Raw genomic sequence first — 12,651 nt, 5'->3', positions numbered from 1 at the left:
TCATCGGGGACTGTCGGTTATAGTTCGGACGTAGGTCATGAGTGCCAGCACGAAGCCCCGGCTAGCTGGCCGGCAACCCTCGCGTCCGCGGCGGGGTGCCCCGGGTGAAGACCTGGTCCGTCACGAGGTGTGGCGGGCAAGCGCGGGCTCCGAGGCTGCTCCAGGGGTCCGATGGCCTTGCAGGAGGTTCGCCTTGTCCACGTTGAGCATCTTCGGCTCCGCCCCCGCCCAGTCCACCGCCGGCGCGTCCGCCGGTACGTCGCATCCGCGTGGCCACCGGCCGATCCCGGCCGTGCTCGGCGCCGATCTGGAGGTGCCGGTCAGGGGCGGGCGGCTCGTGGGGTACGCCAACCTGGACTACGCCGCCAGTGCTCCCTGTCTGGAGCCGGTCAGCGCCGCGGTCACCGCCGCGCTCCCGGCCTACTCCAGCGTCCACCGCGGCGCCGGCTACGCCTCCCAGCTCACCACCGCCCGGTACGAGCAGGCGCGCCACACGGTCCGCGCCTTCGCCGGCGCCCGTCCCGACGACGCGGTCATCTTCACGCGCAACACCACGGACGCCACGAACCTGCTGGCCGGCTGCCTGCCCGCCGGCACCACGACTGTCGTGTTCGACACCGAGCACCACGCCTCGCTGCTGCCGTGGAAGAGGGTCGTGCGGCTCGCCGCGCCCGCGTTCCCCGGTGAGGCCGTCCGCGCGGCCGACGAGGCGCTGGCCGCCGTGGACGGGCCCAAGCTGCTCGTGGTGACCGCCGCGTCGAACGTCACCGGCGAGCTGTGGCCGATCGCGGCGCTGGCGCACATCGCGCACCGCCACGGGGCGCGCATCCTCGTGGACGCCGCCCAGCTCGTGCCGCACCGTCGGCTCAACCTGACGGCACTTGACCTCGACTACGTGGCCTTCTCGGGCCACAAGCTGTACGCGCCGTTCGGGGCCGGGGTGCTGATCGGGCGCCGCGACTGGCTGGCCGCGGGCGAGCCGTACCTGAAGGGCGGCGGAGCCGTGCGGTCCGTCGCGCCGGGCGAGGACGGGATCACCGAGTGGCACGACGACCCCGAGCCGCGCCACGAGGCCGGCACACCGAACGTGCTGGGCGCCATCGCGCTGGCCGCCGCCTGCGACGCACTCACCGCCACGGGCTGGACGGCGCTGGTGCGCGAGGAGGAGCGGCTGATCGCGCGGCTGCGCACCGGACTCGCCTCCATCGAGGGCGTACGGGAGCTGTCGCTGTGGGGGCCGGACCACCCGCGCGTGGGCATCGTGTCGTTCACCGTGGACGGGCTCACTGCGCGCGAGGTCGCCGAGGCCCTGTCGGGTGACTACGGCATCGGGGTGCGCGACGGCAAGTTCTGCGCGCACCCGTTCGTCCGGCACCTGCTGGGAGAGACCGATGGCGGCTGCGAGGACGGCACGGCTTCGGCGGTGCGGGCCTCGATCGGCATCGGGACGACCGAGGAGCACGTGGACCGCCTCGTCGGCGCCCTGCGCGACCTCGCCGCCCGCCGCCCCGCCTGACCGTCACCGGTTGGGTGGCTTGCGGTGCTCGTCGTTGAAGAGCGCGTCAAGGTCGCTCATGTCCTGGTCGCTGAGGTTGCCGGGCCGGTGTGAGCCGTCGTCCGGAGGGTGCTGCCGGGGCGCCGTCGTGTCCTCCGCGGGCGTGCTCCTGGGCATGGGCTGCGTCGGCGGCGCGGGCTGGGATTCGGCAGGCGGGACAGGCGCCGCCCTGGTGGGTGCGGCAGGCGCGGCTCCTGCGGACGCGCCGGCCGTCTCCTGCGCGGCGTGACGGTGCTCGGCCTTGCGCCGGTACCAGTGGGTGAGCACCTGGTCGACGCTCGCCCGCCCGCCTCCCAGCACGAGAAGCAGCAGGCACACCGACCCCAGTGCCCCGACGAGCTCCCAGCCCCCGCTGGAGCTCAGGATCCCATGCCCGCGGTGGACGAACACGAAGGCGCCGCCGAGCACGACGAGCAGCGCCACCGCCGCCGGCCGCACCAGCAGGCCGATGATCAGCAGGATGCCCCCCACGGTCTCCACGGTGGCCGTGAACGCGGCGGCGAGCTGCGGCAGCGGCACTCCGCTCTGGCCCATCATCTTCGACACGGCCCCCAGACCACCCTGCCACTTCTGCAATCCGTGAGCCACGAAGATCACGCCGATCACGATCCGCACAATGAGCGCGGCCAGATCGAACATCACTCTCTTCATGGTGATTCTCCCCCCATTTGCTGCTATATCTCCCCGCCGTCCGGTTTGGCGATGCGCGTCCATACCGTTCCTTGACCGACCCCGACCGGACGGGGCCGTCCACCCCGCGCTGGATCACCACGGCGACCGGTGGCAGCATGGGCCCTATGACGGAACGCGTGGTCGGCATCGGCGCGGGCGCGAAGGAGCTGGCGACCGAGGACATGATCCTCAACATCGGCCCGCAGCACCCGTCGACCCATGGCGTCCTGCGGCTGCGCCTCACCCTGGACGGCGAGCGCATCGCCACGGCCGAGCCGATCATCGGCTACATGCACCGGGGCGCCGAGAAGCTGTTCGAGGTCCGCGATTTCCGGCAGGTCATCATGCTGGCCAACCGGCACGACTGGCTGTCCGGCTTCGCCAACGAGCTGGGCGTGGTCATCGCGGCCGAGCGCCTGCTCGGCATGGAGCCGCCCGTCCGCGCCGTCTGGGCCCGCACGCTGCTGGCCGAGCTCAACCGGGTGCTCAGCCACCTGATGTTCCTCGGCTCCTATCCGCTGGAGCTCGGCGCGATCACCCCCGTCTTCTACGCCTTCAACGAGCGCGAACGCATCCAGGGCGTCATGGAGGAGATCTCCGGCGGCCGCATGCACTACATGTTCAACCGGGTCGGCGGCCTCAAGGAGGAGCTCCCGTACGGATGGCTCGACCGGGTGTCGGAGGCGGTGGCCGAGACCCGGCGCCGCGTCCCCGACATCGAGGACCTCATCCTCGGCAACGAGATCTTCCTGGCCCGCACCAAGGGCGTGGGCGTGCTCGGACGCGAGCAGATCATGCAGTACGGCGTCAGCGGCCCCATCGCCCGCGCCTCCGGCGTGGACTTCGACCTGCGGCGCGACCAGCCGTACCTTGCCTACCCCGAGCTGCCCGTGAAGGTCGTCACGCGTGGCGCGGGCGACTGCCACTCCCGTTTCGAGGTGCTGCTGGAGCAGCTCAAGGTCTCCCTCGACCTGGCCGACGCCTGCGTGGAGCGGCTCCGCTCGCTGCCGCCCGGCCCCATCAACCAGCGCCTGCCCAAGGTGCTGAAGGTCCCCGAGGGCCACACGTACGCCTGGACGGAGAATCCCCTGGGCATCAACGGCTACTACCTCGTCTCCAAGGGCGACAAGACGCCGTGGCGGCTCAAGCTCCGCTCCGCCTCGTACAACAACATCCAGGTGCTGCGCGAGATGCTGCCCGGCCAGCTCGTGGCCGACATGGTGGCCATCCTCGGCTCGATGTTCTTCGTCGTGGGCGACATCGACAAGTGACCACCCCCGAATCCCCGGCTCCCCCGGCCGCTCCCCGCGACAAGTACGTCGACTTCCTGCGCGCGCTCAGTCTCATCGTCGTCGTGCTGTGGCATTGGGCGTTCACGATCCTGCAGTGGGAGCCCGGCGGACCGGAGCCCACCAGCCCGCTCGGGTTCACCTCGGGGCTGTGGATCCTGACCTGGCTGCTCCAGGTGCTGCCGCTGTTCTTCTACATCGGCGGGCACGTCCACCTGCTGTCCTGGAACCGGGCCAGGCAGCGCGGCGTCGGCATCGGGGCGTTCGTGTGGCGGCGCATCCGCGCGCTGGCCGTCCCGGCGCTGGTCCTGTCCGGCGTGTGGGCGGTCGCCGGCGCCGTCGTGACGTGGGCGTTCGGCGTCGACTGGATGTGGCGGGTCGTGCTGCTCGTGCTCAGCCCGCTGTGGTTCCTCGGCGTCTACCTGGTGCTCATCGCGCTGCTGCCGGTGGCGCTGTGGCTGCACCGGCGCTACGACGTGCTGGCGCTGATCTGGCTCGGCGGCGCCGCGCTGATCGTGGACGTGGTCCGCTTCCGGTACGGCGTGGAGTGGGCGGGCTGGCTCAACATGATCGTGGTCTGGGGGCTCGCCCACCAGGCCGGGTTCTTCTACGACCGGATCGTCATCCTGCCCCGCCGCTACGACGTGGGCGTGCTGTGGACCGGGCTGTTCGCCCTGTTCGGCCTGGTCTACTCCGGCATCTACCCCGGATCCATGGTCGGCGTGCCGGGCGACAAGTGGTCGAACATGGCGCCGCCCACGTTCGTCATCGTCGCCCTGCTGATCTTCCAGATCGGACTGGTCGAGGTGCTGCGGCCGTCGATGGAGCGGGTGCTGGAGCGGCCGGGCTGGCGGCACGTCAACGCCACGATCAACCGCTTCGCGCTGCCGCTGTTCCTCTTCCACACCACCGGGATGGCGATCGCGCTGGGGGTGTCGTGGTGGCTGTTCGGGACGCTGGGCGCCAAGGTGCCGCCGGACCTCAAGTGGTGGCTGGAACGCCCCATCGCCATCCTGGGACCGCTGGTCTGCACCCTCCCGGTCCTCCTCCTCTACAACCGCCGTCCCCGCGCCGAACAATCGCACGACAAAAGTTCAACACGGCGGCATTCTTGAGGCGTGACCAACATCGGCTTCCGGGCCACCCCTGAGGACGAACGCATCATCAAGGCCGCCATGGAAGAGGGCGAGCGGACCAGCGACGTGATCCGTCGCGCCCTCCGCCTCCTGGAGCGGGAGGTCTGGCTCCAGCAGGCACGCGCCGACGCGGAACGACTCGCCGGCGAGGACCTGTCCGTCGAAGAGGACGCCTGGTGATCCGCGGCGCGATCTACCGTGTCGATCTGGGTGACGCCAAGAGAGGCCATGAGCAGCGAGGGCGGCGCTTCGGCCTCGTGATCAGCCCGGCCGGGATGTCATGGACCGTCGCCACCGTCATCCCGGCCTCCACCAGCGCGCAGCCTTCGGTCTTCAGGCCGGAAGTGGAGTTCGGCGGACGCCGGACCCGCCTCCTCGTGGACCAGATCCGCACGATCGACACCTCGTTCGTCCACGGCGAGCCGGTCTCCTACCTGGGCAGGGACGAGATGGGCGAAGTGGGGCACGCCCTCGGGCTCTACCTCGGGCTCTGATCCTCCGGGCCGTCCGGGATGCGGCAGGAGTGCTCCAGGAACAGGGCCGCGCCGATCAGCGCGACGAACGCCAGGAACGAACCCGTCGCGATGAAGAACTCCGTGCGCGGCGTCTCCCGCGTCAGGAGCTGGACCGTGTGCAGCGCGAACCCGGCGAACACCCCGCCGAACACCGCGCCGGCGTAGGACGACGCCTTGGCCAGGGCGACCAACCTCGCCACCGCCAGAGGCTCGACCGGCTTGGTGCCCGGCTTGTGGTCGATGCGGGCCTTGGTCATCCACGCGCTGTACGCCTCGCCGAGGGCCAGCAGCAGCACGGTGGGGATCGCGGTCCACGGCACGATGGGCAGCTCGGCATAGAACTGCCTGACCACCATCCAGGTGAGCAGGGCGACGACGACGACGAGACCGACGAGCACGCCGGGACGGGTCGGCCTCAATCGGGCCTCTGCAGCTTGAGCTCGTCGCGCAACCGCACGCCCCGCTGATCGACGTCCGAGAGCAGGTCGGCCACCGCGCCGTGACCGGGCAGCACGGCCTCGGGGTCGGCCCGCCACCACGGCACCAGCACGAACGCCCGCTCGTGGGCCCGCGGATGCGGCAGCGTCAGGTCGGGCTCGTCGGAGACCGTCTCGCCCACCACGACGAGATCGATGTCCAGTGTGCGGGGGCCCCACCGCTCCAGCCGCTCCCGCCCGAAGGCGTTCTCGACGCTCTGCGCCCGCTCCAGCAGCGCGCGCGGCGGCAGCGACGTCTCGGCGATCACGACCGCGTTGAGGTACGGGCGCTGGCCCGGCGGACCGCCCACCGGATCGGTCTCGTACACCGGTGACGCCGCGACGAACTCCAGCCCCGGAGCGTCGAACAGCGTGTCGACGGCCCCCTGCAACGTGTCGAAGCGCCGGCCGAGGTTGCTGCCGAGGGAGAGGACACATCTCATGGGCGACTCCGCTCGATCGTCACGATCACATCGTCGAAGGGCGCGGGGATCGGCGCGGCCGGCTTGTGCACGCTCACCTCGACCGTGCGCACCCGGTCATCGGCCAGGCACACGTCGGCCAGGCGCTGCGCCAGTGTCTCGATCAGTTGCACCGGCTCGCCCTCCACGACCTTGACCAGCGCCTGGGCCAGCTCGCCGTAGTGGACCGTGAGGGTGAGGTCGTCGGCCGCCGCGGCGGGCCGGGTGTCCAGGAACAGCGTCGCGTCGACCACGAACTCCTGCCCCAGCTCCCGCTCGGCGGGCAGCACCCCGTGCCGCCCCCGGGCGCGCAGGCCCTTCAGCGCGATCCGGTCAGCGCTCAAGCTCGCCGTCCTCCTCCTCGTCGTCATCACCCTGGAGCACCGGCGAGCCGTGGTGCATCCACAGCCGCCAGCCCTGAGAGGTACGGACATAGACGTTGCTCGCCACAACCTTGCCCGCGGCGAAGCTCGACTCACCTTCGTCGCCGGCCGTGAGGATGTTCTCCACGCACGTGAGGACCGCCACGTCACCCAGCACGGTCGTGCTCACGTCGGTCAGCACGAACTGGATGTAGGTGGTGTTGGCCATGATGAGCGCCCAGGAGCGCAGCACCTCGGACCGCCCCGTCAGCAGCGACCAACCCGGGTGGACGCAGCTGACCTGCTCCTCCGCGGAGTCCTCGGCCCAGATCTCCGTCATCCGGTCGAGGTCGGCGTCCTCGATCGCGGTGTAGAAGTCCTGGTTGACGGTCTCGATGGCGGCAGTGTCGACGCTCATGTATCGGCTCCGGCTCTCTCCCATGCGGCTGCCACGCGGACGGCGTCGGCGTTGGGCGCCACCTTGTGAACCCTGACGCACCAGGCGCCGGCGCGTGCGGCCAGCGCCGTCACGGCCACCGTGGCGTCGTCACTACGGCTGAACGGGCGCGGGGCGCCGTCGTCACCGGCGAGCAGCCGCCCCAGGAACCTCTTGCGCGAGGCGCCGATGAGCAGCGGAAAGCCCAGCTCTGCCAGGCGCGGCATGCCGGCCAGCACCGCCCAGTTGTGGGCGGCGTTCTTCGCGAAGCCGAGGCCGGGGTCGAGCACGACCTGCTCCTCCGACACGCCCTCGGCCAGCACCAGGTCCACCCGCTTGGCGAGCTCCTCGCGCACCTCGGTCACCACGTCGGAGTAGACGGCCCTGCTCTGCATGTCGGCGCTGTGGCCGCGCCAGTGCATCACCACGTAGGGGACGCCGGTGTCGGCCACCACGCGCGGCATCTCGGGGTCGGCCAGACCGCCGCTCACGTCGTTGACGAGGCGCGCCCCGGCCTCCACGGCCGCCCTGGCGACCTCGGCCCGCATCGTGTCGACGCTGACGGCCACGCCCCGGGCACTGAGCTCCCTGATGACCGGCACCACCCGCGCCAGCTCCTCCTCCAGGGACACCCGCGCCGCGCCGGGCCGGGTCGACTCACCGCCCACGTCGACGATGTCGGCCCCCTCCTCGACCAGCTCCAGCCCGTGCCGGATGGCCACCTCCTCGTCGAACCACAGACCGCCGTCGGAGAAGGAGTCGGGCGTCACGTTGACCACGCCCATGACGAGGCACCGCTCCTCTGCTGCCAGTCCTGGCACGCTTGTCGGCCCGCTTGTCATGGCCCAAGCCTAGGCGCTTGCCCAGACCTGTTGATGTCATGGGTACCCCATTGTGGATAACGAATCCCACCCAGGCCCACTTGCCGCCGGTCCTCTCGTTTTTGGCCCCTTTTTACGCCCCTCCCGGCAAGCCCCCACGGCCACGACACACCTCTCGGGCACCCGGCGGAGGTGACGAGAACGTCTGTCTCGCCGGGCGGACATGCCACCGGTCGAGGGCTTGCGGGAGGTGGTGCCGGGCGGCCGGAGATAACCGTGGGCGGCCTCGGCTGGAGGAGCCACCTTCGGGGGGGGTCGGGTGAGGCGGCCCAGGTCACCAAGAGGGGCCTGAGGGAACCTGGCGGCCGTAAGGGAACCGGGCCGCCGTGAGGGAGGCCGTGGCCGGCGTGAGGGAGGCCGTGGCCGGCGTCGCGCGCGTAGCGGCGGCCGGCCACGTGCGGGCTCAGCGGGCGTCTCCCTGGAGGCCCTCAGCCACGTACGGCGACTGGGGCCCAGGTGGCTTCGCCGTAACAGAGACTGACTCGTCCTCGCCGCGTCAGAGGCGGCCGAGGATGAGCGCCATCGCCTCCGCGCGGGTCTTGTCGCTGGTGCGGAAGTCGCCGCGGACCGCCGAGGTGACGGTCTTGGCGCCCGGCTTGCGCACCCCTCGCATCGTCATGCACAGGTGCTCGCACTCCACCACCACGATCACCCCGCGCGGCTCCAGCACCCGCATCAGCGCGTCCGCGATCTGCGACGTCATCCGCTCCTGCACCTGCGGGCGCCGGGCGTACACGTCGACCAGGCGCGCCAGCTTGGACAGGCCCGTCACCTGCCCGCGGTCGTTCGGGATGTAGCCCACGTGGGCGAAGCCGTGGAACGGCACCAGGTGGTGCTCGCAGGTGGAGTAGACCTCGATGTCCTTGACCAGCACCATCTCGTCGTGGTCGACGTCGAAGACCTTGTTCAGCACGTCCTCGGGGGTCTGGCCCAGGCCCGAGAACTGCTCGGCGTAGGCCCGGGCGACCCGGGCCGGGGTGTCGAGCAGGCCGTCACGGTCCGGGTCCTCGCCGATGGCGTAGAGGATCTCGCGGACGGCCTTCTCGATCCGGCCCAGGTCTACGTCGTGCGACTTCACGCACCGTCTCCCGAGGGCAGCGCGTCCTGGTGGCCCGGGGTGAGCGAGCCGTTGGCCGACTGCTCCTTCGGGGTCAGGATGGGCGGGCGGTCGGACGGGAGCCGCTTGCCGTAGCCGGCGTAGGAGGGGCGGTGCGCCCTGACCACGACCGGCGCGAAGATCTGGAGCACCTGGTCGCGGGAGAGCGTCTCCTTCTCCATCAGCTCCAGCACGAGGTTGTCGAGCACGTCGCGGTACTCGACCAGGATGTCCCACGCCTGGTCGTGCGCCGTCTCGATCATGCGGCGGACCTCCTCGTCGATCGTCGAAGCGATCTTCTCGGAGTAGTCGCGCTCGTGGCCCATCTCGCGGCCCAGGAACACCTCGGCCTGCCCGGTGCCGAACTTGCGGGCGCCGAGCTGCTCGCTCATGCCGTACTCGGTCACCATGCGCCGGGCGACGGCCGTGGCCTTCTCGATGTCGTTGGAGGCGCCGGTGGTGGGCTCGTGGAACACGAGCTCCTCCGCCGCGCGGCCGCCGAGCAGCATCGCGAGCTGGTCCATCATCTCGGAGCGGGTGGCGAGGAACTTGTCCTCCATGGGCAGCGTCATCGTGTAACCGAGCGCGCGGCCCCGGGACAAGATCGTGATCTTGTGAACCGGGTCGGAGTTCGGCAGCGCGTGCGCCACCAGCGCGTGACCGCCCTCGTGGTAGGCGATCATCTTCTTTTCCTTGTCGGACATGACCCGGGTCTTGCGCTCGGGCCCTGCCATGACGCGGTCGATCGCCTCTTCGAGGACCTCCATCGTGATCAGCTTCTGGTCGGCGCGTGCGGTGAGCAGCGCGGCCTCGTTGATCACGTTGGCCAGGTCGGCGCCGGTGAAGCCCGGCGTGCGGCGGGCGATGACGTCGAGGTCGACGTCCGGCGCGAACGGCTTGCCGCGGCCGTGGACCCGCAGGATGCCCTTGCGGCCCTCCAGGTCGGGCCGGTCGACGGTGACCTGGCGGTCGAAGCGGCCCGGGCGCAGCAGCGCCGGGTCGAGGATGTCGGGCCGGTTCGTCGCGGCGATGAGGATCACGCCGCCCTTGACGTCGAAGCCGTCCATCTCGACGAGCAGCTGGTTGAGGGTCTGCTCGCGCTCGTCGTGACCGCCGCCCAGGCCGGCGCCGCGGTGGCGGCCGACGGCGTCGATCTCGTCGATGAAGATGATCGACGGGGCGTTGGCCTTGGCCTGCTCGAACAGGTCACGGACCCGCGAGGCGCCGACGCCGACGAACATCTCGACGAAGTCGGAGCCGGAGATCGAGTAGAACGGCACCCCGGCCTCGCCCGCGACCGCGCGGGCCAGCAGGGTCTTGCCGGTGCCGGGCGGGCCGTACAGCAGCACGCCCTTGGGGATCTTGGCGCCGATCGCCTGGAACTTGGCCGGGGCCTGCAGGAACTCCTTGATCTCCTGGAGCTCCTCGATGGCCTCGTCGGCTCCCGCGACGTCGGCGAAGGTGGTCTTCGGGGTGTCCTTGGTGATCAGCTTGGCCTTGGACTTGCCGAAGCTCATCACCCGCGAGCCGCCGCCCTGCATCTGGTTCATGACGAACAGGAAGATGAGGACGATGATGACGAGCGGCAGGAAGCTCACCAGGATGCTGACGAGGAAGTTCTCCTGCGGCACCTCGGTGGTGTAGCTCTTGGTCTTGCCGGCCTGAACCTGGGCCTGCAGCTCCTCGGTCAGTTTGGGGCCGTAGCCGCCCACCCAGTCAGACTGGATCGTCTTGGTCGGGGTGTCGCCCGGCCGGACCGTGATCGGGCTGAAGAGCGTCAGCTCGATCCGCTGGTCTTTATCGACAATCTTCGCGTTACTAACATTTCCGGCGCGAATCTGCTGAAGGACCGTGGACGTGTCGGCCTGCTTGAAGTTTCCGCCGCCGCTCCAGAGCTGGGTGACGAGCAGGAGTAGCACGACGATGCCCAGGATCCACAGCAGTGGCCCACGTGTAAATCGCTTGAGATCCATCCGATGCGGAACCCCTTGCGGGCCCGTCCCTTCCTGACCATGGCCTTGAACCCCGGAACAGGTCCCGGGGCCGCGGCATCCGACACCGCGAGATTCTTCCGACTACCCGAAGAGGACACGCGGTCACCCTTCAGGAGTCAGAAGGTACACCGGCACAGCGCGCGGAGGGACCGCCCGCTACACCGGTCTTGCCCTACCAACGTACGTCAGGTCGGGTGGTGTTCCCGGCGGCTCATCGGATTGCTACTCGTAAACATGGGGAGCGAGCGTCCCGATGAAGGGCAGATTGCGGTAACGCTCCGCGTAGTCGAGGCCATATCCGATGACGAACTCGTTGGGAATGTCGAAACCCACGTACTTCACGTCGATCGGCACCTTGACCGCGTCGGGCTTGCGCAGCGCGGCGCAGATCTCCAGCGACGCGGGATCGCGCGACTTCAGGTTCTCCAGCAGCCAGTGGAGGGTCAGGCCGGAGTCGATGATGTCCTCGACGATCAGCACGTGGCGGCCCATGATGTCGGTGTCCAGGTCCTTCAGCACCCGTACGACACCCGATGACCTGGTGCCCGCGCCGTAGGACGACACCGCCATCCAGTCCATCTGCACGGGCACGTGCAACGCCCTGGCCAGGTCGGCCATCACCATGACGGCGCCCTTGAGCACCCCTACGAGCAGCACGTCCTTGCCCGCGTAGTCCTGGTCGATCCGCTCGGCGAGCTCTTTGATCTTCGCCTGGAGCTCGTCCTCCGGAATGAGGACTTTCTCCAGGTCCTGGCCCATGTCGGCAGCGTCCACCTGTGGTTCCTTACGGGATGGGACTGATGGCGAGTATCAGGGTGCCATACCGCCTCACCGCGGCCCGACCCCCGGGCAGGTCCACCGGCTTCTGCCCGCGCCAGTGCGTGACCAGGCGTTCCACGGCGCGTACGTGCGTCGCCGACAGCGCTCCAGCGGGCGTCCCGGCGGCGACCGCAGCGCGGCGCAGCACCCGCCCGCGCACCGCCCCCGGGAGGGCTTCCAGCGCCGGGACGGACAGGGTCACAGATCCGCCGATATCGCTAAGAGCGCAATCCTGATAAGCCTTCCCGGCCCACAGATCGAGGGCGTCGGCGTCCTCCCGGGCCAGCGCGGCGGTCCGGGCGAGCGCCTCGGCCACCCCCGGCCCGAGCTCCGACTCCAGCAGCGGCAGGACCCGGGCGCGCACCCGCACCCGGGTGAAGCGAGGGTCGGCGTTGTGGGGATCGTCCCACGGGCTGAGCCCGAGTGCGCGGCACGCGGCGACCGTCGTCGCGCGGGGGATCTCCAGCAACGGCCTGAGGTAACGGCCGCTGCGCGCGGCCATCCCCGAGATCGACCGCAGCCCGCTCCCCCTGGCCAGCCCGAGCAGCACGGTCTCGGCCTGGTCGTCACGGGTGTGCCCCAGGAGCACGGCCTGCGCGCCGAGCCGGTCGGCGGCCCCGGCCAGGGCCCGGTAGCGGGCGTCCCGGGCGGCGGCCTCCGGCCCGCCCTCGGTCCCCACCTCGACGGTGAGGACCTCGGCCACGCCCAGCCCCAGCGACCCGGCGAGGGCGGCGACCTCCCCGGCCCGCTCGGCCGAGCCCGCCTGCAGCCCGTGGTCCACCGTGAGCAGCCCGGCCTCCAGACCGGCCCGGGGCGCGACGAAGCCGAGCGCGGCGGCCAGCGCCAGCGAGTCGGCGCCGCCGCTGCACGCCACGAGCACCGGCCCGTCCGGCGGCAGGCCGGCCAGGGCCTCCCGCACGGCCCGCCGGACGTCGGCCACGGCCGGATGCGGACCCACC

Annotated in this window: 15 protein-coding genes and 1 riboswitch; of the genes, 5 read left to right on the top strand and 10 right to left on the bottom strand. The window is 70.6% G+C overall.

Annotated features, from left to right (window positions below; all coding sequences use genetic code 11):
* The first annotated feature begins 33 nt into the window (after positions 1–33).
* Positions 34–149: riboswitch (SAM riboswitch) on the top strand.
* 44 nt (positions 150–193) lie between these two features.
* Positions 194–1,516: an aminotransferase class V-fold PLP-dependent enzyme gene (locus tag MTP10_RS06290; RefSeq protein WP_397334422.1), complete on the top strand. Its 1,323-nt coding sequence runs from the start codon at positions 194–196 to the stop codon at positions 1,514–1,516.
* Positions 1,517–1,519: 3 nt separating this feature from the next.
* Here the strand turns inward: MTP10_RS06290 and MTP10_RS06285 are convergent, their stop codons facing one another.
* Positions 1,520–2,206 carry a DoxX family protein gene (locus tag MTP10_RS06285; RefSeq protein ID WP_310708042.1) on the bottom strand — a complete coding sequence of 229 codons (687 nt, stop codon included), beginning with the start codon at positions 2,204–2,206 and terminating at the stop codon, positions 1,520–1,522.
* A gap of 146 nt (positions 2,207–2,352) precedes the next feature.
* Between MTP10_RS06285 and MTP10_RS06280 the strand changes: the two genes are divergently transcribed.
* The 4 genes from MTP10_RS06280 to MTP10_RS06265 are packed head-to-tail and all read left to right on the top strand — an operon-like array spanning position 2,353 to position 5,146.
* Positions 2,353–3,498 (top strand): NADH-quinone oxidoreductase subunit D, encoded by a 1,146-nt coding sequence (locus MTP10_RS06280; RefSeq protein WP_310708041.1) that lies wholly within the window; start codon positions 2,353–2,355, stop codon positions 3,496–3,498.
* Complete coding sequence (locus MTP10_RS06275) at positions 3,495–4,631, top strand: acyltransferase (RefSeq protein ID WP_310708040.1); 1,137 nt, start codon at positions 3,495–3,497, stop codon at positions 4,629–4,631. Before MTP10_RS06280 ends, MTP10_RS06275 begins: the two co-directional genes overlap by 4 nt.
* Before the next feature lie 3 nt (positions 4,632–4,634).
* Positions 4,635–4,832 (top strand): hypothetical protein, encoded by a 198-nt coding sequence (locus tag MTP10_RS06270; protein WP_310708039.1) that lies wholly within the window; start codon positions 4,635–4,637, stop codon positions 4,830–4,832.
* Positions 4,829–5,146: a type II toxin-antitoxin system PemK/MazF family toxin gene (locus MTP10_RS06265; RefSeq protein ID WP_310708038.1), complete on the top strand. Its 318-nt coding sequence runs from the start codon at positions 4,829–4,831 to the stop codon at positions 5,144–5,146. The genes MTP10_RS06270 and MTP10_RS06265 overlap by 4 nt, the downstream gene beginning before the upstream one ends.
* Here the strand turns inward: MTP10_RS06265 and MTP10_RS06260 are convergent.
* The 9 genes from MTP10_RS06260 to tilS all read right to left on the bottom strand — a co-directional run bounded on the left by MTP10_RS06260 (position 5,131) and on the right by tilS (position 12,650).
* Complete coding sequence (locus tag MTP10_RS06260) at positions 5,131–5,565, bottom strand: DUF3180 domain-containing protein (protein ID WP_310708037.1); 435 nt, start codon at positions 5,563–5,565, stop codon at positions 5,131–5,133. The two genes, MTP10_RS06265 and MTP10_RS06260, sit on opposite strands and share 16 nt — an antisense overlap.
* Before the next feature lie 17 nt (positions 5,566–5,582).
* Positions 5,583–6,086, bottom strand: coding sequence for a 2-amino-4-hydroxy-6-hydroxymethyldihydropteridine diphosphokinase (folK, locus tag MTP10_RS06255; RefSeq protein ID WP_310708036.1), 504 nt, complete (start codon positions 6,084–6,086; stop codon positions 5,583–5,585).
* On the bottom strand, positions 6,083–6,475 hold the full coding sequence (gene folB, locus MTP10_RS06250) for a dihydroneopterin aldolase (protein WP_310708035.1): 393 nt from the start codon (positions 6,473–6,475) through the stop codon (positions 6,083–6,085). Before folB ends, folK begins: the two co-directional genes overlap by 4 nt.
* Complete coding sequence (locus MTP10_RS06245) at positions 6,438–6,884, bottom strand: nuclear transport factor 2 family protein (RefSeq protein ID WP_310708034.1); 447 nt, start codon at positions 6,882–6,884, stop codon at positions 6,438–6,440. The genes folB and MTP10_RS06245 overlap by 38 nt, the downstream gene beginning before the upstream one ends.
* Positions 6,881–7,687 (bottom strand): dihydropteroate synthase, encoded by an 807-nt coding sequence (gene folP, locus MTP10_RS06240; protein WP_397201717.1) that lies wholly within the window; start codon positions 7,685–7,687, stop codon positions 6,881–6,883. The genes MTP10_RS06245 and folP overlap by 4 nt, the downstream gene beginning before the upstream one ends.
* Positions 7,688–8,279: 592 nt before the next feature.
* Positions 8,280–8,861, bottom strand: coding sequence for a GTP cyclohydrolase I FolE (gene folE / locus MTP10_RS06235; protein ID WP_310708032.1), 582 nt, complete (start codon positions 8,859–8,861; stop codon positions 8,280–8,282).
* Positions 8,858–10,852, bottom strand: coding sequence for an ATP-dependent zinc metalloprotease FtsH (gene ftsH / locus MTP10_RS06230; RefSeq protein ID WP_310708031.1), 1,995 nt, complete (start codon positions 10,850–10,852; stop codon positions 8,858–8,860). The genes folE and ftsH overlap by 4 nt, the downstream gene beginning before the upstream one ends.
* A gap of 243 nt (positions 10,853–11,095) precedes the next feature.
* Positions 11,096–11,647 carry a hypoxanthine phosphoribosyltransferase gene (gene hpt / locus MTP10_RS06225; protein ID WP_310708030.1) on the bottom strand — a complete coding sequence of 184 codons (552 nt, stop codon included), beginning with the start codon at positions 11,645–11,647 and terminating at the stop codon, positions 11,096–11,098.
* A 10-nt stretch (positions 11,648–11,657) separates the two neighbouring features.
* Positions 11,658–12,650, bottom strand: coding sequence for a tRNA lysidine(34) synthetase TilS (tilS, locus tag MTP10_RS06220; RefSeq protein ID WP_310708029.1), 993 nt, complete (start codon positions 12,648–12,650; stop codon positions 11,658–11,660).
* Position 12,651 lies beyond the last annotated feature (1 nt).

It is taken from the genome of Nonomuraea sp. 3-1Str (assembly GCF_031570565.1).
GTDB lineage: Bacteria > Actinomycetota > Actinomycetes > Streptosporangiales > Streptosporangiaceae > Nonomuraea.
Note: the sequence above shows the minus strand (reverse complement) of the source record. Positions and strands in the feature narration are given on the sequence as shown.